Genomic DNA, 22,894 nt, shown 5'->3' on the forward strand with positions numbered 1-22,894 from the left:
GCCGACTCTTAAGAGACTCGATGCATTCACGAGTGGAATCGTGAATCTGTACATCAATCAGCTTCAACAGAAAGCTGACTTCAAAGAAGCCATCTACGCCGGCGACATCTTCCTGAACACCCAGCTGCGCGCAGCCAAAGAGCTGTGTGCGTTCGCCCAGGAAAGCATCACCGCCGCCTTCGACGGCGAGACCCGTCACCAGGCGCTGCACACGCTGATGCCGGTGGAAGAATTCGTGGTACTGGTGACGCGCCTCAAGGGCCAGTTCACCAACAGCCAGCGCCCCAAGGACCTTATCCTGTCGTTTATCGACGAGATCGGCGTCGACCCGCGCGAGTACATTTTCGACGTGCCGCGCATTCGCGTGGTGCCGAACTATGACTACCTGCACGCCGGTGTCAGCTATGCCTACAAACCGCATCGCGACACCTGGTACGGCAGCGTCGATTGCCAGATCAACACCTGGATGCTGGTGCACACCATCCGCCCCGACCAGACCATTATGATCAACGCCGGTTACTTCGACGTGCCGGTGAAGAACACCTCCAGCGAATGGAGCCTCAACGACAGGATCAACAACCAGCGGCACAAGGCCAAGGACAACCTCAAAGAGGAAGTCCGCGTGCACCCGGTGCCGATGGAAGCGATCAACACCGCGTCTGAAGTGCGCATCGCCGGCAACACCGGTGAGATGCTGATTTTCTCCGGCTCGCACCTGCACAGCACGGTCGCCAACCACACCGAACAAACCCGCTTCAGCGTGGACTTCCGCCTGATGCACCTCGACGACCTCAAGCACAAGCGTGGCGCGATCAACGTCGACAGCGCCTGCCCTGACGTCGGCGCCGGTTTCAAAGACTATTCCACGCCCACGACTTCTCGAATTTCCAAGGAATCCAGCAATGACCAAGCGTCGCATCACGCCTGCCGAGGCCCAGTACAACGAAACCCGTGCCAACGTTCTGAAACGGGTCGATGCCGAGTACGTGGCCGACGCGCCGTTCGTCTTCGCCAACCGCATCGGCGTCACCGCTGCGCTGTCGCGTATGGAACTGTCAAGAAAGTCGCTGAAGTACCGGGCGCGATCATCGAGTGCGGCGTGTACAAGGGCAACGCCCTGATGCTGTACATGCACTTGTCGATGATTCTCGAGCCGTACGCGATCAACCGTTCGATCGTGGGCTTCGACACGTTCGAAGGCTTCCAGAGCATCGACAAGAAAGAAGACCCGGCCGACGTCAACGAGACCATGTTCTCCGACACCGACCAGTCGCTGATCCAGGACATGATCGACGCCAACGACCTGCTGCGCCCGGTCAACCGCATCCCGCGTTGCGAGCTGGTCAAAGGCGACATCGTCAAAACCGTACCTGAATGGGTCAAGACCCGTCCGGACCTGGTCGTGGCCATGCTGATCCTCGACACCGACCTGTACGAATCGACCAAAGTCGCGCTGGAAACCTTCCTGCCGTACATGCCAAAAGGCGCCATCGTGGTACTGGACGAAGTGGCCTACCGCAACTTCCCGGGCGAAACCAAAGCCCTGCGCGAAGTGCTGGACCTGAACAAGATCGAACTCAAACGCCTGCCGTTTGACTCCTGTGTAGGCTATTTCCACGTCTAACCCATCCCCCTTGTAGGAGCGAGGCTTGCCCGCGAAGAACGATAACGCGGTCATTGGGTTATGACCGCGGTGCATTCTTCGCGGGCAAGCCTCGCTCCTACAGGAAGCGGTTATGTTGTGGACTGGATGACACCGGCCAGCCAGTCCATGAACGCTCGCACCCGCCGCGGCAAATGCCGTTGCCGGGCGTAGAGCAGCGAGACCTCCATGGACGGCGCGCTGAACTGCGGTAACACCGCCATCATTTCACCGCTGAGCAAGTGCGGTTGCATGCCCTTGATCGGCGCCTGAATCAGACCGCCCCCCCCAAGACACGCCGCTTCATAAGCATCGGTGCTGTTCACCGTGACGCTGCCCGCCATCGGCAATCGATGCAACGTGCCGTCCACCTCGTACAAAAAACCCTCCGAGCGCGAACCCAGTACGCCGACGTAATGGACCAGGCGATGCTGTGCCAGATCCTCAAGACTTTCCGGCATGCCATAGCGCTGCAAGTAGGCGGGACTGGCGCAATTGATCATCGCAAAATCACACACGTGACACGCGACCACTGATTGATCCGGCTGCGCACCGACCCGCACCACGCAATCAAAGCCTTCCCTCTGCAAATCAACCCGGCGATCAGTGGTGCTGATTTCCAGTTCCAAGTTGGGTGCAGCGCCATGAATTCCGGCAAGCGCGGCATCACCATTTGCTGGCCCAGAAAGTTCGGCATGTCAAAGCGAATCCGCCCGGTGAGCGAGGCCGCATCCTGACGAAACAGCCCTTCGATTTCATCCATGTGCGACATTAAGTCCCGGCTGCGCTCGTACAGCACCAGGCCGTCCTGCGTCGCCTGAACCCGGCGCGTCGTGCGTTGCAACAGGCGCGTCCCCAACAAGGCTTCCAACGCTTGAACGTGCTCCGAGACGGTCGACTTCGGCACACCCAGACTTTCGCCCGCCAGGGTAAAACTCGACATTTCGCTGACACGAACTCAGGAGCGCAGCAGTTCCAGTTTGTTCATGGGCCGACCCTCTATTGTTCGGTTTATCCGACCAGTGATTCCAGTTTCGGTCTGTTTATCACCATAGGCCGGATAAATAAACTTCCTCCACACCGTTACTCACCACCCTTGAGGAAGTCCCATGAGCCGTAAAATCGCACTGATCAGTGGCGCCAGCCGCGGCCTCGGTAAAAACGCAGCTCTGCATCTGGCCGCCCAAGGCGTCGACATTATCGGCACCTATAACAGCAAGGCCGACGAGGCTGCGATCTTTTGCTTATCCCGAGACAGTCTGGCGCATGACCAGCCGCTCCCGCACCACGTCATACGCCCAGTGATAAACGTAGGTGTACGGCAGGAAAAACAGCAACACGCCGATGTCCAGCAGGAACGCCTGCCACAGGCTGACGTTCAGCCACCAGGCGATCAACGGCACTCCCATCGCGACCAATCCGCCTTCGAACATCAACGCATGAACAACGCGTACCCAAGCGTTGTGCACGATAGCGAAGCGTTTGAGCAAGCGGTCGAACAAGCCGTTGAAGACCACGTTCCAGGCCAGCGCCAGGGCGGCAATGACCAAGGTGACGACGCCCATTTCAAGCATCGGTTTGTCCATGATCCACGCCAGTAGCGGCGTACAGATCAGGATGGCCAGCACTTCGAAACCGATGGCCTGGAAAATACGTTCAGTGATGGATTTGTTGGCGTTCATGATCAGGACTCCCTGAGTGACTGTGGTTGCCATGATCCGGCCTCGCGTCGATACTTCATAACCAATAACCATCGATCAAGGCGATAGTTCATGGCTTCTCAGGAAGTGTTGCAGGCGTTTGTCCAGGCGGCGACGCAGGGTTCGTTTTCCGCAGCGGCGCGCAAACTGGGGCGCAGTCAGTCGACCATCAGTGCTGCAGTGGCGAGCCTTGAAATCGATCTGAACCTGACCCTCTTCGACCGCAGCAGCCGCAAACCGAGCCTGACCCCGGCCGGGCACGTGATGCTGCAACGAGCCGAGGAGATTCTGGCTGCCACCAGCCGCCTGGAAATGACCGCCAGGCAATTGTCCCAAGGGGTTGAGCCGAAACTGACCGTGGCGATTTCCGACACGTATCAGTCCGACCGTTTCGAAGCGGCGCTGAGTGCTTTCGAGCAGCGTTATCCAGACCTCGAACTCGAATGCCTGATCGCTGAATGCGATGACTTGGTGGCATTGGTGCAGAGCGGTCGGGCGCATGTGGCCTTCGCTGAAAAGCAGGACAGTTACCCGCCGGATCTGGTCAGCTCGACCGTGGAGGAACGGACGGAGATCGCCCTGTTCGTGTCCCGTGAACATCCGTTGGCCGCGCTGGGCCACATCGATCAAGACCTGTTGCAACTGCATCGGGAATTGCGCCTGGCGACGATCGTCAATCCGTACGAGAGCCGTGCGAAGGGACGTGTCTGGTCGGCGCCGAGTTACCTGATGCTGCTGGAAATGGCCCAGGGCGGGTTCGGTTGGGCGCCGTTGCCGCGTTGGCTGGTGGGGCGGTTTGGCGCGGGGACACTGGTTGAACTCGACGTGCGCGGCTGGCCGAAACCGGTGTTTGTCGATGCCTTGTGGTCACGGCTGCATCCGCCGGGGCCGGCGGGGAGTTGGTTACTCAGCAAGATGCTGGAATAGCGGTGCCGCCATTCGCGAGCAAGCCCGCTCCCACAGGTTCTGCGCTAACCCTGTGGGGGCGGGCTTGCTCGCGAAGAGGTCGGCAAATTCACCTCATTTCAAAGCCTTGATCCGCGCCTCGATAAACCGCCGCTCCGGCACTTGCTGCGTCAATTCCAGCGCCCGCTCATACGCCGCACGCGCCTCCTCAACCCGCCCCAACTGCCGACAAAAATCCGCCCGCGCCGAATGCGCCAAGTGGTAATCCAGCAAATCCCCCCGATCCAGAATGGCTTCAACTAATAGCAACCCCGCCAACGGTCCATCCCGCCTGGAGATCGCCGCCGCACGATTCAACTCAATCACCGGCGAGGGCACTGCCGCCAACAGCACGTCATACAACCCCACAATCTGCTGCCAGTCAGTCTCCCCCGCCGTAGTCGCTTCGGCATGCACCGCCGCAATTGCTGCTTGCAGGCAATAAGGCCCGAACCGGCCAGTGGTCAGCGCCGCTTCCACCAGCGCGCAACCTTCGGCGATCATCCCGGCATCCCACAACGAGCGATCCTGTTCATCCAGCAAAATCAACTCACCGCTCGCCGACGTTCGGGCCGGGCGTCTTGATTCATGCAACAGCATCAACGCCAGCAACCCCATCACTTCCGATTCCTGCAGCAACTCCATCAATAACCGCCCGAGCCGAATCGCCTCGCGCGTCAGGTCCTCGCGGGTCAGCTCTGCACCGACAGACGCCGAGTAACCTTCGTTGAACACCAGGTAAATGACCCTGAGCACACTGTCCAGACGCTCGGGCAGTTCTGCCAGCGTCGGCACTTGATAAGGGATTTTGGCGTCACGGATTTTCGCTTTGGCGCGCACGATGCGCTGGGCAATGGTTGCCGGCGCCGAGAGAAATGCGCGGGCAATTTCCTCCGTGGTCAGGTCACACACTTCGCGCAAGGTCAACGGCACCTGGGCGTCCGACGCGAGGGCCGGGTGACAACAGGTGAAGATCAGCCGCAAGCGATCATCTTCCACGTCTTCATCACTCCAGTCGGCCTGCTCCAGCTCCTCCAGTTGAGCGATCAACATTGGCCTGGACGCCGCAAAACGCGCGCGCCGACGCAACACATCAATGGCCTTGAAGCGTCCGGTGGACACCAGCCAAGTACGTGGATTGTCCGGCACGCCGTCACGCTGCCACCGCTCGACCGCGATGAAAAAAGCCTCGTGCAAGGCTTCTTCGGCGAGGTCGAAATCGCCGAGCAAGCGGATCAACGTCGCCAGAATCCGCCGTGAGTCCTCACGGTAGACCTGCTCGACCCGCGCCGTGACCGAAACGTCTGGCATCAGTCCGGCATGCCTTCAGTCACCAACGTCACCAATTGATCGCCGAATTCGGCAGGCTGTTGCTTATAGGGCTGTGGACTCATGGGGATCTCCTGTCTTGTGCTTGTTATTCAGGGATTCAACTGGCGAACGGGCCGCACCTCGACACTGCCGACCCGGGCCGCCGGGATGTTGCCGGCGACCTGAAGGGCTTCATTGAGGTCCTTGGCATCGATCAGGTAGAAACCAGCCAACTGCTCCTTGGTTTCGGCGAACGGACCATCAGTGATCGACATCTTGCCGTTGCGCATGCGCACGGTGGTCGCGGTTTGCACCGACTCCAGCGCCTCTGCCGCGATCATCCGGCCGCTGCCCTCGATCGACTCGGCATAGGCCATGCACTCGGCGTCATGGGGGCTGTCGGGCTGCGAGTGCAACGCCTGTTCGTTGCTGTAGACCAGGCATAAATACTTCATGTGGGCTCTCCCGGATCGAGCTGATCAACTATGGCTGCAGATGGGCGCTTTCGCGACATTCCCGACGAAGCAGCCCGATGTTCAGGGTTCAAGGTTGAACAGCGTCGTGCCGCTCATCATGTCGAACGGGGCCGACCAGTGTTCGTGGACGATGCGCCATTGCCCCGCGTCGCGCCGATAGCAGGCGGTGACGCGCATCCAGCAGGCCTGGGTTTCGCCCTTATCGTTGGTGCCGCCGCAATGGGCCAGCCAGTGGGCGAAGGCGATGTGCTCGTCCGCGACGATGTTCATATGGTCGAAGTCAAACTTGTGCGCACCCTGGCACATCTCCATGCATTCCTCCCAATGCGCCCGGTAAGCCGCCTTGCCCCGGAATTGCAGGGCTTTGACCGCGTCGTAGGAGACGATTTCGTCGGCGTAGAAGGACATGAGTTTCTCGACATCCTTGGCGATTACCGCTTGGCGATAATTGTCGATCAGGGCCTGGATTTCAGCTGTAGCCGTCATGGTGGTTCTCCGTGGTTTTTGTTGTGAAGACACCCTTAGTCGTCTGGCGAACAGCCAAATCGACAGTCGAAATAAAAATAATCCATGAACGCAAACTCGTTAGAATCCGAAACATCTTTTGTTGGAAAAAGGACACTCCAGTGACAGCCCGACTCGTGCCTTACGAAAACCTGAACGCGCGCCAGCGCCAGCAGGTCGAGGCCATCGAAGTTCATAAAGAACAGATCAAATTCTCCGGCGACATCCACGGTGCATTGCACACCTTGCTGTCCAAGCCCGGCCCCGGCGTCCAGGGATTTGCGCTGCTGGCCGAAGAGGTTCCCGTGGCCTTCCTGCTGCTGAAACGCCCGCCCGTGCTGCCGGCATGGGCCGACGAACACAGCGCGACCTTGCATGCACTGCAAGTCGATCACCGCGCTCAGGGCAAAGGCTATGGAAAAGCCTGCCTGCAAGCCCTGCCCGACGTGGCTCGGCAGGCGTTTCCTGAGATCAAAGCGCTGGAGCTCTCGGTGGACGCGGACAACGAGGCAGCCATCGCGCTCTATGTGAAATTCGGCTGGGTCGACAGCGGCGAGGCTTACCGGGGCCGGATCGGTTACGAACGGCGCATGAGTCTGATTTTCTGAGGTGGTTATGCTCGACAGCATCGAAGCACTGGAAGCCATCTACGGCCAACCCCACGACCGCGCCGTGCGCAAGCAGATTCCCTTTCTGAACGAGGACTATCAGGCGATGGTCCGCGCCTCGCCGCTGGTAATTATCAGCTCGGTCGGCCCTGATGGCATGGACGGTTCGCCCCGGGGTGATACGCCGGGGTTTGTGCGGATCATTGACCCGCAGACCCTGGCGATCCCGGACCGTCCGGGCAACAACCGTATCGACACGTTGCGCAATGTGGTGCTCGATTCGCGGGTGTCGCTGCTGTTCATCATTCCCGGAATCGGCGAGACGTTGCGGGTCAACGGCACGGCGAAAATCAGCGCGGAACCGGCGTTGCTGGAGAGTTTTGCGGTCAGTGGCAAACCGGCGCGCACGGTGATGCTGGTGACGGTGGAAGCAGCGTTTTTTCATTGTTCGAAAGCGATTGTGCGCTCGGACTTGTGGAACCCTGAGAAACATCTGGAGCGCTCGGCGCTGCCGACGGCGGGGGCGTTTCACAAGCGTTTGAACGATGGGCAGTTCGATGCCGAGACGTATGACCGGGAAGCGCCGGCGAGAGTGCATGACAGCCTCTACTGATCGAACACGAAAAAGGGTTGCCTTGAGGCAACCCTTTTGGGATTTGACTAGTTGTCAGAGGAGAAGGCAGTAGTCGAGCAACTGCTTCTCGATACTTTGACGCTGACCGATAACCAACGCGACCACTACAAGGTTTTCACTCGGGAACACCTCATACAAAACCCGCTGCCCCATAGGCAAGTACTCACGAAAATGAGTGACGCCAAGCGACGCCGCTTCCTGGCAAACACCGTAAACATGGGCCTGACTGCTCAGAGCCGTAACGATCTGCATCACCAGTTGATCTACCATCTCCGCCGCTTTTTTGCGGCCGCATTGCTGCGTCAGATAGTACTCCAGCGAAATAACCCCATGCTCCGCAGCGGTCGCAAACTCTACCCTGAAGGCCTCAGGCATCGTTATCGTCTTGCTGCAATTGGCGCCGCTGCGCCAGCCTGGCCAGCAAAGTGTCGCCAGAAATCAGCTTTCCCTGCTCCTTGTCGCGAGAGGAGAACGAAAGAAGCTTGATCAGCGCGATGGCCTCATCTCGCCGCTTACGCTCCTCGTAGGATTCAATCACATAAGCCGGAACGCCATTCTGAGTGACGAGCATCGGCTCGGAAAGATCCAGCGCGGCCGCATTCTTTTTAACAAAACTGATAGTTTCAACTCGCATCATTCATTCCTCTGCTCACCACCCGAACAGGATGGCCAACGCAACAAGGTCTGAATTTAGGCCATTAAAAAACTTATCTCAAGCACTCATTTGCTCTTGTCCCAGCTCCAACACCATCTCATGCCACGCCATCCCGCCATGATCGGAGGCGGAAGGCTTGATGTAGGCAAACCCAAACCCGGCATACAGCGGAATATGCCGCTCCTTGCACATCAGATGGATGGTGGTCTTGCCCAAACCCCGCATGCGCTCGATGAACTCGCCCATCAAACGCTTCGCCAACCCCTGCCCCTGATAATCCGGGTGCACCACCACCGACATGATCACCACGTGCCGGCCGGCCGGGTCGTGGCCGATCAGTTCCTTGAACGCTTCGTCTGACATTTCCACTTCAAACGCCGCTCCGGAATTGATGAAACCGGCTACAACGCCGTCCACTTCGGCGACGATGAAACCCTCGGGCCAGGTGGCGATGCGGGTGGCGATTTTTTCCCGGGTGGCGGCTTCGTCGCCTTCGTAGGCAACGGTTTCGATGGCGAAGCAGCGGTCCAGGTCAGCAGGCAGGACGTTTCGGATGACAGGGTTCGACAAGTTCATGGCGCAACAGCAACCTTGGGGCAAGTGAGAAGACAGAGTATCGCTCGCCGATTCTAACAACACTGACTGGCCCTTGAACGCCCGATACCCAGCGCTCGTATAAAGTGCATAGGGTTAAAGGACGGCACCGTAAAGCTTTCATATAACCGCTACTCAATGCCTCGGGTTCGTATTATTTATCTGTGCCTCGACGATTGAGGTCGCCCAGCCACGGCAGGTTGAGCCCTCCTCGTCCCACTCACAGGACTGTGATCATGAGCTCGACTCAAATCGGCCTACTCGTGTTGTTCAGCATTACCTCGTTCGGTTTCATCACGCTGTACATCGATTTCCTGCACGAGCGCAGGATCAAGAAAGACAAGTGAGCGACACACGGCCACGCGCTGCGACCAGTGTCTGCCGTGCTTTACAGCCCCACCAAGCGATATCCCACCTGCAATTCGGTGATGAAATGCTGCGGCTGGGCCGCATCGGCCTCCAGTTTCTGCCGCAAGTGCGCCATGTGCACCCGTAGGTAGTGAGCACGATCGACGTAATCCAGCCCCCACACTTCCAGCAGTAACTGGCGATGGGTCATGACCCGGCCTTGTCCGCGAATCAGCGCGCAAAGCAGGCGATACTCGATGGGCGTCAGATGGACCGATTGGCCCTCGCGCCGGACCTCGTGCGTGGCCAGGTCCACTTCGATCATGCCAAAAGTCACCTTGCTGGTGACCGCGGTGGTCCCGTTTTGCACATGCCGACGCAACTGGGCGCGGATACGCGCGAGCAACTCGGGCACGCCGAAGGGTTTGACCAGATAGTCGTCCGCCCCCGCATCCAGTGCCGCCACTTTTTCCTCTTCACGATCACGGGCCGACAGCACCAGAATCGGCACCGTCATCCAGCCCCGCAACTCGCTGATCAATTGTTTGCCGTCACCGTCGGGCAAGCCCAGATCGACAATCACCAGATCCGGTTGACGACTGGCGGCGTGGATCAGGGCGCGTTTGACGTTGTCGGCCTCGAACACCTGAAAACCTTCGTCTTGCAGCGCGATACCGACGAAACGGCGGATGTTGGCCTCGTCCTCGACAATGAGGATGCGTGCACTGGTCATAGCGATTCCATGGAAGGCGGGTGACCCGCCGGTAGAGTGATCACAAAGCGGATGCCCGAGGTGGCCTGAGGCTGAGCCTCGATCGTTGCGCCATGGGCCTGGACAATACGTTTTGCCAACGCCAGCCCAAGGCCGATGCCGGCAACGGCCGACTCCTGCTGACCCCGAGTGAACGGTTCGAACAAGCTCTGAGGCGTGCTGCCCTGAGGACAACCGGGACCGGCGTCGATCACCTCCAGCACAATGCTGTCCTCCTCTTGCCGGGCCGCCACCTGCACCAGCGTTCCGGCCGGGGTGTACTTGGCGGCGTTGTCCAGCAGGTTGACCAGAACACGCTCGATCAACAGCGCATCGACTTCCACCAACGGCAACCGCGGCGACAGCGCGGTGCGCACCACATGCCGCGCCAACGGCTCGCGCAGTTGACGCAAAGCGCTGCCGACGATTTCCTCCAGTGAGTGCCATTGCCGGTTGAGGCGCACACCGCGTTCCTGCATCCGGGCCATGTCCAACAGGTTTTCGATCAACCGCTGCATGGAGCTGGCCTGATCGCGGATACCGCCCAGCAACTGCGCCAGTGGTCCGGGCGGCGCATGGGGCGCCGCTGCATCTGCCGCGCCGATAATGGTGGTCAGCGGCGTGCGCAGGTCATGAGAGATCGCGGCCAGCAGGGTATTGCGCATGCGCTCACCCTCCATCTGCACCAAGGTGCTTTGCGCCACCTCGACGAAATGCACCCGCTCCAGCGCGATTGCCAGTTGGCTCATGCAGGCCTCAAGCAGGCGCTGCTCTTCCGGCTCGTTCAATCGCTCGGGTTCAGCCAGTTCGAGCACCAACACGCCGCGTACGCGCATGGGCGCCTTTAATGGCAAATAGCGGCCTTGGGCGGCCGCCAGTGTATCGGTGCCCTGACCCGCGGGTTGGCCATGGTCGTAAACCCATTGGGCAATGCTTTCATCGATCGGGAATGCTCCGGCGCCCCGAGCGTGGACACTGTCTGTGGCGTTTGGCAGTGTCAGCCCGACCCGCGCTTCAAACACGCCGCTGAAGGTGCGCAGTGCCACCTCCGTGATCTGTTCCACCGTCAGCGCCGCCGACAAGTCGCGCGCCAGCCTGGCCAACGACGTCGCGCGCCGCTCACGACCGGCGGCGGTGCGGGCTTCATGACGCAAGCGTGCCGTGAGCTGCCCGGTGATCAACGCAATACCCAGCATCAGGGCGAAGGTAAAGAAGTACTGGGTGTCGTTGACCGTGAACGACCAGCGTGGCTGGACGAAAAAGAAATCAAAACACAGCACCGCCAGCATCGCTGCCCAGACACCTGGCCCTCTCCCGTAACGCAGGGCGACCAGCACCACCGTGAGCAAAAACAGCATGACCACGTTGGCCAGATCAAACACCTGCAACAGCAAGGCAGCCACCGCCGTGGCGGCAAAACAGGCCAGGCTGGCCCACAGATACGCCGGTGCCCTGCTGGGTGGCAGCGCTGCATCAGTATTCACCGCAACCGCAACCACCATGGGCAACGGGCCATGAGCGATGACAATCTGATCGATCTCGGGATGGCGACGGCTGATGCGGTCACTGACCGACTGGTGCCAGAACTGCCAGACCTTGCGCGGGTAATGCCCCAACACCAGGCGGTTGGCGTTGTGTTCACGAGCAAACGCCACCAGCGCCTCGGCCACGTCCATGCCGGACAGCGTGGCGGTGTCGGCACCGAATTCGGCGGCCAGCGCCAAGGCCTTCATGGCGGCGGCATAGCGGCTCGCATCTGCGCCACGGCGCTGCACCGAAGGCACATGGACGACAATCCAGTCCGCCTCAAGCTTTTGTGCCAGGCGCGCCGCTTCACGAACCAGACGATCATCCGAAGGGTGCCCTGCCACTCCGACCAGCAAACGCTCGCGCGCGGGCCAAAGGGTGTTGATGGACCGCTCGCGGCGATAGTCGCGCATCTGTGCATCGACGCGATCAGCGGTACGCCGCAGCGCCAGCTCGCGCAAGGCCAGCAAGTTGCCCTTGCGGAAGAAATGCCGGGACGCGCGCTCGGCCTGGGGCGGCAGGTAGACCTTGCCTTCCTTGAGACGGCGCAGCAGGTCATCGGGTGGCAGGTCGATCACCACCACTTCATGAGCAGCGTCGAACAGATGATCGGGTACGGTCTCGCGTACCCGGATGCCGATGATCCCGCTGACGATGTCGTTGAGACTTTCCAGGTGCTGGACATTGAGGGTGGTCCAGACGTCGATGCCGGCGCGCAGCAGTTCTTCGACATCCTGCCAGCGTTTGGGGTGACGCGAGCCGGGAACGTTGCTGTGGGCCAGCTCATCCACCAGCAGCACCGCCGGACGTCGCGCCAGCGCGGCATCCAGATCGAACTCGCTGAGGGCACACTCGCGATGCATCACGTTGTAGCGCGGCAGCAGTTCCAGGCCGGTGAGCAGTTCAGCGGTTTCCCGGCGGCCATGGGTTTCGACCACGCCAGCCACCAGGTGACGGCCCTGGGTCACTTCGCGTTGAGCCGCAATGAGCATGGCACAGGTTTTCCCCACTCCGGCATTGGAGCCGAAATAGATGCGCAATTTTCCGCGCAGGGCGGCCTGTTCGTCTTGGTGGAGCTTCTCCAGCAGCGCGTCGGGATCAGGGCGGCCGTCACGTGAAGCGGTGAACGTATCAGTTACGAGCATGGCAATCCTTTTGAACTGCGCGGCGCCACACACGGCGCCGCGCAGTCAGTCCTTTCAAACCAGGCCAAGCCCGGTCAACAGCATGTCGATCACCTTGATCCCCGCGAACGGCACCAGCACGCCACCCAGCCCATAGATCAGCAGGTTGCGATTGAGTAACGCAGCGGCGCCGATGGCTCGGTAGGTCACACCCTTCAGCGCCAGCGGGATCAGAAACACGATGATCAGGGCATTGAAGATCACCGCGCTGAGGATCGCCGAATTCGGGCTGCTCAGGTGCATCACGTTCAGGGCACCCAGTTGCGGATAGGTTGCGACGAATGCGGCCGGTACGATAGCAAAATACTTGGCCACATCGTTGGCCACGCTGAAGGTGGTTAACGCGCCGCGCGTCATGAGCATCTGCTTGCCGACTTCCACCACCTCGATCAGCTTGGTCGGGTTGCTGTCCAGATCGACCATGTTGCCCGCTTCCTTGGCGGCCTGAGTACCGCTGTTCATGGCCACGGCCACGTCCGCCTGGGCCAGTGCCGGCGCATCGTTGGTGCCATCTCCCGTCATCGCCACCAGCTTGCCCTGCGCCTGGTAGTCGCGGATCAGTTGCAGCTTGTCTTCCGGCCGGGCCTCGGCCAGAAAGTCGTCAACACCGGCTTCCACGGCAATCGCTGCCGCCGTCAGGCGGTTGTCGCCGGTGATCATGACCGTCTTGATCCCCATGCGCCGCAGTTCGGCAAAGCGCTCCTTGATACCGCCCTTGACCACGTCCTTGAGCTCGACCACGCCCAATGCCTGTTGACCATCGCACACGACCAGCGGCGTACTGCCACGGCGCGAGACTTCATCGACCTTGCTCTGCAATGCCGACGGAAAGCTGCCGCCCAGCGCCTCGATGTGCTGGCGAATGGCATCTGCCGCGCCCTTGCGGATGCACCGGCCGCCGGCCAGATCGACGCCGCTCATACGGGTTTGCGCGGTGAAATGCACGAAGCTCGCCCCCAAGGCATTGAGGTCCCGCGCCCGCAGGTCGAACTTCTGCTTGGCGAGCACCACAATACTGCGTCCTTCCGGCGTTTCGTCGGCCAGCGAGGCCAACTGCGCGGCGTCCGCCAGTTCCGACTCCTTGACTCCGGGCGCTGGCAGGAAACTGCTGGCCTGGCGATTACCCAAGGTAATGGTGCCGGTTTTGTCCAACAGCAGGACATCAACGTCACCCGCCGCTTCCACAGCCCGCCCGGAGGTGGCAATGACGTTGGCCGACATCATCCGGCTCATGCCCGCCACACCAATCGCCGACAGCAGGCCGCCAATGGTCGTGGGGATCAGGCAGACCAGCAGCGCCACCAGCACCGTTGCGCTGACCACGTCGCCGCCGCTCATGGCCACCGCGAACATCGAGTACGGGCCCAGGGTCACAATTACCAGCAGAAACAAAAATGTCAGGCCCACCAACAAAATGGTCAGTGCCACTTCGTTGGGCGTCTTCTGGCGCTTCGCGGATTCGACCATTGAGATCATGCGATCCAGAAACGACTCGCCGGGATTGACGCTGATACGCACCACCAACCAGTCCGACAGCACTTTTGTCCCGCCGGTGACCGATGAAAAGTCGCCGCCCGCCTCGCGAATCACCGGTGCCGACTCCCCGGTGATCGCGCTTTCATCCACCGACGCCACACCTTCGATCACCACACCATCGAGGGGCACCAAATCGCCCGCCTCGATCAACACCACAGCGTCCTTGAGCAGTTCGCTGGAAGGCACTGGCCTCCAGGCGGAACCGTGCCGGGGTTGCTGCAACAGCTTGGCCAGGGTCTGACGCTTCATCCCGCGCAGGCTAGCCGCCTGGGCCCGACTACGCCCCTCGGCCAGGGCTTCGGCGAAGTTGGCAAACAGCACGGTGAACCACAGCCACAGCGTGATGCTGAGAATGAAACCACTGGGGGCTTCCCCTTTGCCGACCAGTGATTGAACCCACAACAGCGTGGTGAGAATACTGCCCAGGTACACCACAAACATTACCGGGTTCTTCCACTGCGCCTGGGGCAGCAATTTCTTGAAAGCATCCAGGCACGCCGTGAGCAACAATCCACGGTCGAACAAAGGCAAACGAACTTGCTTACTCATGGTTGTTTCTCTTGTTCACTGGCCGCAAGGGATGGCTGATGCGCAGGCGGCAGAGCATCCAGCGCGAGGTTGAGTTGCAGCACATTGACCCGGGGCTCGCCGAGCAGGCCGAAGGTGCGTTGCTCAGTGTGGGCATTCACCAGCTTCAACAGATCGGCTTCCGGCAGGTGACGCAGGCGTGCGACACGCGATGCCTGAATCTGTGCGTTGGCCACCGAGATGTGCGGGTCCAGACCTGACGCCGACGCGGTGACCGCATCCACCGGCACCTGAGCATCTGCTGCCAGACCGTTCTGCCGGCGGTAGGCTTCGACGCGCATGGCCACGGTGTCGATCAACTTCTGGCTGGTCGGGCCAAGGTTGCTGGCACCACTGGAACCTGCGTTGTACGGCTGGGCCACGCTCTTGCTCGGGTCCAGTGGGTCAGCGCCGAGGGTCATGCTCGCACGCCCCTGGAAATACTCGGGGCGAGTGAAATGCTGGCCGATCACCGCCGAACCGATCACCAACCCGTCCCGTTCAACCAGACTGCCCCGGGCCTGATAGGGGAACAGCACGTTAGCCACCAGCGTGGTGAACAACGGATACACCAGCCCGGTCAGCAACATGAAGAACGCCGCCGAAATCAGCACCGGGCGCAACAGGCCGACAAACAGAAATTGCACCTTTGTTTGTGTTTGTACTTGAGTCATCACATCCCCCTCACTTGTAGGTCTGGCCGGACAGCAACTGCAGTTGCTCGACCAGCGGGCCGAGCGCGAGCGCCGGCAGGAAAGTCAGGCCGCCCACCACCAACACCACGAACACCACCAGAAACATGAATAGCGGCGTGGCGGTCGGGATGGTGCCGGCACCGGCCGGGATGTTCTTTTTCATCGCCAGGGAACCGGCAACCGCGAGCATCGGCAGCATCGTGAAGAAGCGTCCGAGCAACATGGCAAGACCGATGGTGGTGTTAAAGAACGGCGTATTGGCATTCAGCCCGGCGAACGCCGAACCGTTGTTGGCAGTGCCCGAGGTGTAGGCATACAGCACCTCGCTGAAGCCATGAGGCCCTTGGTTGTTGAGGCTATTGAGGGTGTCGGGCCAGAGTGCCGCCAGGGCGGTGAAGCCGAGAATGCAGATGGGGTGCGCCAGCACCGAGAGCATGACCAGCTTGATCTCCCGCGCCTCAATCTTCTTGCCGAGGAATTCGGGGCTGCGACCGATCATCATGCCCACCAGAAACACCGTCAGCAGCGCGTACTGGATCAGGTTGATAAAGCCCACGCCGTCGCCACCGAACACGCAGTTGAGCATCATCTGCGCCAGCGGTACGAAGCCGCCCATGGGCGTCAGCGAGTCATGCATGGCGTTCACCGAGCCGGTGGTTGCGCCGGTGGTGGTGGTCACGAACAGGCTGGTGTCGGCAATCCCGAAGCGCAGCTCCTTGCCCTCCATGTTGCCGCCACTCTGGGTCGCTGACAGCACCTGATCCGCACCCACCCGGGTCAACAGCGGGTTGCCACTTTGTTCGGCGGTGTAAACGATGCTCAGAAAGCCGACGAACATCACCAGGAACGTGCCAAAGAACACCCAGCCCTGACGCCGACGCATCAGCATACTGCCGAAGGTGTACGTCAGCGCTGACGGGATCAGCAGCATGCTGAGGATATGCAGCATGTTCGTCAGCGGGGTCGGGTTCTCGAACGGATGCGCGGCGTTCATGCTGAAAAAGCCGCCACCGTTGGTGCCGATGTGCTTGATTGACTCGAAGCTCGCCACCGCGCCGACGATCAATTGCTGCTGTGCGCCTTCCAGCGTAGTGGCAAGGGCCTGGGAGTTCAGGGTTTGTGGCATGCCTTGCCAGACATAAACCAGCGCCATGCCAAAACACAGTGGCAGCATGACCCGGTACAGGGTGCGAGTGAAGTCCACCCAGTAGTTTCCGATGTCAGCGGAGTTAGAACGACTGAGGCCGCGAATGAATCCCGCGGCAGCCACAACGCCCGCTGTTGCGCCGACGAACATCAGGAAGGTGATGACGGCCATCTGGCTGAAGTTGGACAGGCTGGTCTCACCTGAATAAGCCTGCCAGTTGGTGTTGGTGATAAAAGACGCCGCGGTATTGAACGCCAGATCCGGTGTTTGCGCGCTCAGCCCCAAGGGGTTGAGTGGCATGAAGCCTTGCAGGCGCAACACGATGTAGCCCAGCAACATCATTGCCGCGTTCGACAACAACAGGGCCAAGCCGTAACGTGCCCAGCCCATGGTTTCGGTCGAATCGATCCCCAGCAAACGATACGTGGCGCGCTCCGCCAAGGCATGGTTTCGCCCGGTGAATACTCGCGTCAGCCACTTCCCCATCAGAACGGCGAGCCCGGTCATCAACCCGAGAATCACCGCAAATTCCAGCATAGTGCTCAACATGTCGATGCTCCGTTCAAATCTTGCCCATGGCGACGATGACCATGGCTGTCGCAGCAAAAAACACCACGCTAACCCCCATGAAAATCAGGTCGTACATTGCCGGTTTCCTTTCTCAAGACCGCCCTGGCGGGCGAATAAAAACGCCTGTGCCGCAATGACTGCGGCCATCAGAACTTCTCTGCACGGATAAGGGCGTAACCCAGGTAGGCGAACAACAGGGCGGCGCACAGGCCGCTGGCGATGTAAATGAACTCGAGTGTTAACAAGACAGCTCCCCCTGACAAAACGAAAGGACACCCGCAAGCGGGTCCCGGCAGAGCGCGTCAGAACAAAAAACGCACTGAATACGCGCTCTTATCTGCGCTGTGCAGGTTATGTGAGGGGGTATCAAGGACGGACACTGATTGGGGGCAGCGGTATTAAGACGGCGTATAGATCGAGCGAAACGGGCAGTAGGCGGGAGGTGATACGAGGGGGCAACGACAGTCACGAACGGGCACTGTGAAGTGCCCGTTCCAGGCTCGGTTCATTACGATTTGAGCGGCAACCAGATTTCCAGCACACCGGTGTTGAGCTTCGGGTTGAAGTCTTCGCTGTAGCGTTCGAATTCCGGGGCGTCCGCCGCTTCTTTACCGGATTGCGGCAGCCAGGTTTTCCAAATGTACTGAAAGGTCGCGGGCAACTGGTCCAGTGTGCCTTTGTGCTCGAACACTGCGTAATGCTGGGGCTGAACTTCGACCCAGCGGTACTTTTCGGGCAGATCGTCGAGTTTGCTTATTTCGACGCCTGCAATGTACTCGAAACCACCCTTGCCATCCGGATTGCAACAAATGCCGTAGGTCACTTCGCTTTTTTGACCGGGAATTTTGCCAATCTCGGGAATGAATTTTTCCCAGAGATCAGGAATGCCTTTAGTGGTTTGCTGGGTAAATCGCCCGCCAAGCCCGGCAATGAGCAGAAAATGCCCGCTCTCGAAGCGTGGCTCGGCCAATTTGACGTCTGTTTGCTCATCCATGACTCAACTCCTGGAACAAAAAAAGTGGGTTCGGCTGGAAGTATAGAGGCCAAACCCGATTCGCCCAATTACAGGGCGTGCAACTGTTCGACGGCGCTTGCACCGACGAACTCGTTATAACCCGATAGAATCACGTAGACCGCGAAATAACAGAAGATCGCCGCCGATGCCATGTAGGAGTAACGCAGCAATTTGTCACCCAGCAACTTGCCGCCATGGCTCGCGGCGAAGCACAGCCCGATACACCAGAGCACGCCGGCGCAGAGAAACCCACCGAGAAACAGCGCCGAACTGACAGCATCACCGCCACCGGAACGCGCGATCAGCGTGCCGCCCACCGCCGCGAACCAGAGGATGGCGCTGGGAGACGACATGGCGAGAAAGATCCCGCGGAAAAACTCCTTCCGGTGAGAGTTCTGACCCACCTCGGCGGACTGAGCCAGCACCGCCTCATGGTGAATCGCCGAGTAGATCATCTTCGCCGCGAAATACACCAGCAAAGCGGAGCCGCCAATCCACAGCACCCAGCGCACGGTTTCGTATTGCAGCAAAACGGTCATGCCCGCCAGCGCCAGCACTGCGTAAATCAGGTCGCCGACACACGTCCCCAACCCCAGGGCAAAGCCCTGAAAATAGCCGCGTTGCATGGCCAGGGTGATCATCGCGATATTGGCCACACCGATATCCAGGCACAGTGAAAGGCTCAGCAAAAAGCCGCTGGTAAATTCCATCAAGCGATTTCCTTCGGACAAATTTGTTTACATAGTCGCTGGACAGTGTGCCACAACAGCCCTTACATTCCGCCACAGGCCACCGCAGTGGCCAGCGTCGCTCGGACGGTTCCGGGCGCTCACGTTACCGAGGCAACAATGGCTAACCCAGGTTCGCCGCGCCGCTTTGCGCGCATAGATCGACTCCCCCCTTACGTATTCAACATCACTGCCGAGCTGAAGATGGCCGCCCGTCGTCGTGGCGAAGACATCATCGACTTCAGCATGGGCAACCCTGACGGCCCTACTCCGCCGCACATCGTCGAAAAACTGGTCACCGTCGCCCAGCGCGAAGACACCCACGGTTACTCGACGTCCAAGGGCATTCCGCGTCTGCGCCGGGCCATTTCCAATTGGTACAAGGATCGCTACGAGGTCGACATCGACCCGGAAAGCGAAGCCATTGTCACCATCGGCTCCAAGGAAGGCCTGGCGCATTTGATGCTGGCCACCCTCGACCAGGGCGACACCGTGCTGGTGCCGAACCCGAGCTACCCGATTCACATCTACGGTGCCGTGATTGCCGGCGCCCAGGTGCGTTCGGTGCCGCTGATCCCGGGCGTGGACTTCTTCGCCGAACTGGAAAGCGCCATTCGCGGTTCGATCCCGAAACCGAAAATGATGATCCTCGGTTTCCCGTCTAATCCGACTGCTCAATGCGTGGAGCTGGATTTCTTCGAGCGGGTGATCGCCCTCGCCAAGCAGTACGACGTCTTGGTGGTGCACGATCTGGCTTACGCCGACATCGTCTACGACGGCTGGAAAGCCCCGTCGATCATGCAAGTGCCGGGCGCCAAGGACATCGCGGTGGAGTTTTTCACCCTGTCCAAGAGCTACAACATGGCGGGCTGGCGGATCGGTTTCATGGTCGGCAACGCTGAGCTGGTCAACGCCCTGGCGCGGATCAAGAGTTACCACGACTACGGCACGTTCACCCCGCTGCAGGTCGCGGCCATTGCGGCGCTGGAAGGCGATCAGCAGTGCGTCAAAGACATCGCCGAGCAGTATCGGCAGCGCCGCAACGTGCTGGTCAAAGGCCTGCATGAGCTGGGCTGGATGGTTGAAAACCCGAAAGCGTCGATGTATGTCTGGGCCAAGATTCCCGAAGCGTACGCACACATGGGCTCGCTGGAATTCGCCAAGAAAATGCTCGCCGAGGCCAAGGTCTGCGTCTCGCCGGGTGTCGGGTTTGGTGAGTATGGGGATGATCATGTGCGCTTTGCGCTGATCGAAAACCAGGACCGGATTCGTCAGGCTGTGCGCGGGATTCGCGGGATGTTCAGGGCGGATGGGCTGATTAGCAAAACTACAGCCTGACACATGACAATGTGGGAGCGGGCTTGCTCGCGAAGGGGCGTGTCAGTCAACGTTGATGTTGATTGACACACCGCATTCGCGAGCAAGCCCGCTCCCACATTAGTTTTGTGGCGTTACTTAGACGAACATCGACAACAGCAGGATAAAGCCCAGCGCAACGATGGACAGGATGGTTTCCATCGCGGTCCAGGTCTTGAAGGTTTCCGCCACGGTCATGTTGAAGTACTGCTTCACCAGCCAGAAACCTGCGTCGTTGACGTGAGACAGGATCAACGAACCGGCACCGGTGGCCAGTACCAGCAGCTCACGGTTCACACCCGGAATCATCCCCACCACCGGCACCACAATGCCCGCGCCGGTAATGGTCGCCACGGTTGCCGAACCGGTCGCGATACGGATCACCGCCGCCACCAGCCACGCCAGCAAAATTGGCGAGATCTGCGCTTCCACTGCCATGTTGCCGATGACATTACCAACGCCGCTGGTCACCAGCATCTGCTTGAAGCCACCACCGGCACCGATGATCAGGATGATCGCGGCGGTTGGCGCGAGGCTCGCATCCAGCCATTTGAGCATCTGGTTGGAGCCAATGCCCTGCTTGTAACCGAAGGTGTACAGCGACAGCAGCAACGCCAGCAGCAGTGCCGAGATCGGGTGACCGATCAGGTCCATGAAGGTGCGGAAGAAGTTGCCGTCCGGCAGCACCACATCGGCAAAGGTCTTGAGCAGCATCAGGAACACCGGCGACAGCACGGTGATCAGGGTGATGGCGAAGCTCGGGAGATCGGCAGAATCGTTCTCACGCGCCAGTTGATCCACCAGTTCCTGATTCGGATGACCGGGGATGTATTTGGCAATGAACGTGCCGTAGATCGGGCCGGCAATGATCGCCGTCGGCAGCGCAACGATCAGACCGTAGAGAATGGTTTTACCGATGTCGGCACCGAACACGCCAATGGCCAGCAACGGACCCGGGTGCGGCGGAACCAGACCGTGCACCGCGGACAGACCGGCCAGCAACGGGATTCCGATCTTGATGATCGACACACCGGTACGCCGGGCAACGATGAACACCAGCGGGATCAGCAGCACGAAGCCGATTTCGAAGAACAGTGGAATGCCGACCAGGAACGCGGCGAACATCATCGCCCACTGCACCTTGTCCTTGCCGAACGCACGAATCAGCGTCTGGGCAATCTGATCCGCCCCGCCCGACTCGGCCATCATTTTGCCGAGCATGGTGCCCAGCGCCAAGATGATCCCGACGAAACCGAGCACCCCACCGAAGCCGTCCTGGAACGCCTTGATGATGGTGCCGATCGGCATGCCGGAGGTCAGCCCGAGAAAGGCTGCGGCGATGATCAGGGCAATGAAGGGGTGGAACTTGAACTTGGTGATCAGGACGATAAGCCCGATCACCGTGACCACTGCATCGAGCAGCAGGAACGTCTCGTGGGACATGCCAAACATTAGGGGTGTCTCCTGATTGTTGTTGTTATTAATGCGGGTAATTCGCAAGCAATAAGGACAGCGCTGTCTCTCGGGGCAAAAATCATGACGCGCGTTTCAGGCCATGTTCCAGCCACCAGACATGCGCCTGTTGCGCCAGTTGCTCGACGCTGTGGTTCGAAGCGTCCAGAGCCAGGGTCAAGGGTTCGCCAACGGGCGATTCAAGCGTGGCGAACTGGCTGTCGATCAAGGTCGAAGGCATGAAGTGGCCCGGCCGATGGGAGACACGATCGGCGGCGACTTCAGGGGTCAGTTCCAGGAACACGAAGCCCAGGCCCGGCAAGGCGCTGCGCAGGCGTTCGCGATAAATGTGTTTAAGGGCCGAGCACGTCAGCACCGGGCGCTGGCCCTGGGCGTCGACGCGGCGCAGTTCATCGCACAGGCTGTCGAGCCAGCCGGCACGGTCTTCATCGTTCAGGGGGATCCCCGCGCTCATCTTTTCGATATTGGCGGCAGGGTGGAAAGTGTCGCCTTCAATGGCGGTCGCGCCGCTGAGTTGGCACAAGGCCTCGCTGACGCAAGTCTTGCCGCAACCGGCAACGCCCATGATGACCAGGGCGGTGATGGGATGATTCATGTAACACCTCAGCGCGCAGACAGCGCTACCTTTGCCAGTTAGGACATTAGTGTCCTGTCTCACAAATACGTTCCTTTTTGACGAGTGGCTGTTGTTGTCAGGCAAGGCACCGCGACGAGTCATAGCTGGCTATGGCGAGGAGCGGTAACGCAGCATGACGACAACAGACGCCGTCAAAATGGAACAGTATTTGTGAGACAGGACACTCAAGCAAACGCAGAAGTTGCCGACGCCTTCTTGTCATTTTTGTGGGTTGCAGCATGTTCGTTTCCAACGCCAAAAAACGGGGATCAGGCAAACCCCGTTCACGCATTTGCAGCTGCGTCGAGACAG

The 22,894-nt window shown here is 59.9% G+C and carries 21 protein-coding genes and 4 pseudogenes; 7 read left to right on the plus strand and 18 right to left on the minus strand.

Annotated features, from left to right (window positions below):
* Positions 1–40 precede the first annotated feature (40 nt).
* Positions 41–906 (plus strand): annotated as a pseudogene (locus EYC95_RS07095) (hypothetical protein).
* Positions 903–1,624 (plus strand): annotated as a pseudogene (locus tag EYC95_RS07100) (TylF/MycF/NovP-related O-methyltransferase). The pseudogenes EYC95_RS07095 and EYC95_RS07100 overlap by 4 nt, the downstream one beginning before the upstream one ends.
* Before the next feature lie 110 nt (positions 1,625–1,734).
* Here the strand turns inward: EYC95_RS07100 and EYC95_RS07105 are convergent.
* Positions 1,735–2,585 (minus strand): annotated as a pseudogene (locus tag EYC95_RS07105) (LysR family transcriptional regulator).
* Between the two features lie 166 nt (positions 2,586–2,751).
* Here EYC95_RS07105 and EYC95_RS07110 point away from each other — a divergent pair.
* A pseudogene (locus EYC95_RS07110) lies at positions 2,752–2,874 on the plus strand (short-chain dehydrogenase); the annotation flags it as partial.
* Between the two features lie 12 nt (positions 2,875–2,886).
* Here the strand turns inward: EYC95_RS07110 and EYC95_RS07115 are convergent.
* Positions 2,887–3,324: a multidrug/biocide efflux PACE transporter gene (locus EYC95_RS07115; protein WP_131059719.1), complete on the minus strand. Its 438-nt coding sequence runs from the start codon at positions 3,322–3,324 to the stop codon at positions 2,887–2,889.
* A 90-nt stretch (positions 3,325–3,414) separates the two neighbouring features.
* Between EYC95_RS07115 and EYC95_RS07120 the strand changes: the two genes are divergently transcribed.
* Positions 3,415–4,269 carry a LysR family transcriptional regulator gene (locus tag EYC95_RS07120; protein ID WP_131059720.1) on the plus strand — a complete coding sequence of 285 codons (855 nt, stop codon included), beginning with the start codon at positions 3,415–3,417 and terminating at the stop codon, positions 4,267–4,269.
* A 93-nt stretch (positions 4,270–4,362) separates the two neighbouring features.
* Here the strand turns inward: EYC95_RS07120 and EYC95_RS07125 are convergent, their stop codons facing one another.
* The 3 genes from EYC95_RS07125 to EYC95_RS07135 all read right to left on the minus strand — a co-directional run bounded on the left by EYC95_RS07125 (position 4,363) and on the right by EYC95_RS07135 (position 6,560).
* The gene (locus EYC95_RS07125) at positions 4,363–5,598 is read right to left on the minus strand and encodes an RNA polymerase sigma factor (protein WP_131059721.1); all 1,236 of its coding nucleotides are present in this window, start codon (positions 5,596–5,598) and stop codon (positions 4,363–4,365) included.
* Positions 5,599–5,708: 110 nt separating this feature from the next.
* Positions 5,709–6,053 (minus strand): YciI family protein, encoded by a 345-nt coding sequence (locus tag EYC95_RS07130; RefSeq protein WP_131059722.1) that lies wholly within the window; start codon positions 6,051–6,053, stop codon positions 5,709–5,711.
* 81 nt (positions 6,054–6,134) lie between these two features.
* Complete coding sequence (locus EYC95_RS07135; RefSeq protein ID WP_131059723.1) at positions 6,135–6,560, minus strand: nuclear transport factor 2 family protein; 426 nt, start codon at positions 6,558–6,560, stop codon at positions 6,135–6,137.
* Positions 6,561–6,700: 140 nt separating this feature from the next.
* Here EYC95_RS07135 and EYC95_RS07140 point away from each other — a divergent pair, with 140 nt between their 5' ends.
* Positions 6,701–7,186, plus strand: coding sequence for an N-acetyltransferase (locus EYC95_RS07140; RefSeq protein WP_131059724.1), 486 nt, complete (start codon positions 6,701–6,703; stop codon positions 7,184–7,186).
* 7 nt (positions 7,187–7,193) lie between these two features.
* A complete protein-coding gene (locus EYC95_RS07145) occupies positions 7,194–7,799 on the plus strand; it encodes a pyridoxamine 5'-phosphate oxidase family protein (protein ID WP_131059725.1) in 606 nt (201 codons plus the stop codon).
* Positions 7,800–7,853: 54 nt separating this feature from the next.
* On the opposite strand, the gene EYC95_RS07150 is transcribed toward EYC95_RS07145, so the two are convergent.
* From EYC95_RS07150 to EYC95_RS07200, 11 genes are all read right to left on the minus strand, one after another.
* Positions 7,854–8,195 carry a hypothetical protein gene (locus EYC95_RS07150; RefSeq protein WP_131059726.1) on the minus strand — a complete coding sequence of 114 codons (342 nt, stop codon included), beginning with the start codon at positions 8,193–8,195 and terminating at the stop codon, positions 7,854–7,856.
* A complete protein-coding gene (locus EYC95_RS07155; RefSeq protein ID WP_046049521.1) occupies positions 8,188–8,454 on the minus strand; it encodes a prevent-host-death protein in 267 nt (88 codons plus the stop codon). The genes EYC95_RS07150 and EYC95_RS07155 overlap by 8 nt, the downstream gene beginning before the upstream one ends.
* A 78-nt stretch (positions 8,455–8,532) precedes the next feature.
* Positions 8,533–9,051: a GNAT family N-acetyltransferase gene (locus EYC95_RS07160; RefSeq protein ID WP_131059727.1), complete on the minus strand. Its 519-nt coding sequence runs from the start codon at positions 9,049–9,051 to the stop codon at positions 8,533–8,535.
* 406 nt (positions 9,052–9,457) lie between these two features.
* Positions 9,458–10,150, minus strand: a complete 693-nt coding sequence (locus tag EYC95_RS07165) for a response regulator (RefSeq protein ID WP_131059728.1) — start codon at positions 10,148–10,150, stop codon at positions 9,458–9,460.
* The gene (locus tag EYC95_RS07170) at positions 10,147–12,840 is read right to left on the minus strand and encodes a sensor histidine kinase KdpD (protein ID WP_131059729.1); all 2,694 of its coding nucleotides are present in this window, start codon (positions 12,838–12,840) and stop codon (positions 10,147–10,149) included. Before EYC95_RS07170 ends, EYC95_RS07165 begins: the two co-directional genes overlap by 4 nt.
* 54 nt (positions 12,841–12,894) lie before the next feature.
* Positions 12,895–14,964: a potassium-transporting ATPase subunit KdpB gene (gene kdpB, locus EYC95_RS07175; protein WP_131059730.1), complete on the minus strand. Its 2,070-nt coding sequence runs from the start codon at positions 14,962–14,964 to the stop codon at positions 12,895–12,897.
* Positions 14,961–15,656: a K(+)-transporting ATPase subunit C gene (gene kdpC, locus EYC95_RS07180; protein WP_131059731.1), complete on the minus strand. Its 696-nt coding sequence runs from the start codon at positions 15,654–15,656 to the stop codon at positions 14,961–14,963. The genes kdpB and kdpC overlap by 4 nt, the downstream gene beginning before the upstream one ends.
* A 10-nt stretch (positions 15,657–15,666) precedes the next feature.
* Complete coding sequence (gene kdpA, locus EYC95_RS07185) at positions 15,667–17,373, minus strand: potassium-transporting ATPase subunit KdpA (protein WP_131059732.1); 1,707 nt, start codon at positions 17,371–17,373, stop codon at positions 15,667–15,669.
* A gap of 167 nt (positions 17,374–17,540) precedes the next feature.
* The gene (gene kdpF, locus EYC95_RS07190; RefSeq protein ID WP_095130908.1) at positions 17,541–17,639 is read right to left on the minus strand and encodes a K(+)-transporting ATPase subunit F; all 99 of its coding nucleotides are present in this window, start codon (positions 17,637–17,639) and stop codon (positions 17,541–17,543) included.
* Between the two features lie 263 nt (positions 17,640–17,902).
* Positions 17,903–18,388, minus strand: coding sequence for a GyrI-like domain-containing protein (locus EYC95_RS07195; protein WP_131059733.1), 486 nt, complete (start codon positions 18,386–18,388; stop codon positions 17,903–17,905).
* 68 nt (positions 18,389–18,456) lie between these two features.
* Positions 18,457–19,119: a LysE family translocator gene (locus EYC95_RS07200; RefSeq protein WP_131059734.1), complete on the minus strand. Its 663-nt coding sequence runs from the start codon at positions 19,117–19,119 to the stop codon at positions 18,457–18,459.
* Positions 19,120–19,257: 138 nt separating this feature from the next.
* Between EYC95_RS07200 and alaC the strand changes: the two genes are divergently transcribed.
* Complete coding sequence (gene alaC / locus EYC95_RS07205) at positions 19,258–20,475, plus strand: alanine transaminase (protein WP_131059735.1); 1,218 nt, start codon at positions 19,258–19,260, stop codon at positions 20,473–20,475.
* 117 nt (positions 20,476–20,592) lie between these two features.
* Here alaC and EYC95_RS07210 read toward each other — a convergent pair whose 3' ends face one another.
* Both EYC95_RS07210 and EYC95_RS07215 read right to left on the minus strand, forming a co-directional pair.
* Complete coding sequence (locus EYC95_RS07210) at positions 20,593–21,945, minus strand: GntP family permease (RefSeq protein WP_131059736.1); 1,353 nt, start codon at positions 21,943–21,945, stop codon at positions 20,593–20,595.
* Positions 21,946–22,027: 82 nt separating this feature from the next.
* Complete coding sequence (locus tag EYC95_RS07215; protein ID WP_131059737.1) at positions 22,028–22,561, minus strand: gluconokinase; 534 nt, start codon at positions 22,559–22,561, stop codon at positions 22,028–22,030.
* Positions 22,562–22,894 lie beyond the last annotated feature (333 nt).

This window comes from Pseudomonas sp. BGI-2 (genome assembly GCF_004310295.1).
Taxonomy (GTDB): Bacteria; Pseudomonadota; Gammaproteobacteria; order Pseudomonadales; family Pseudomonadaceae; genus Aquipseudomonas.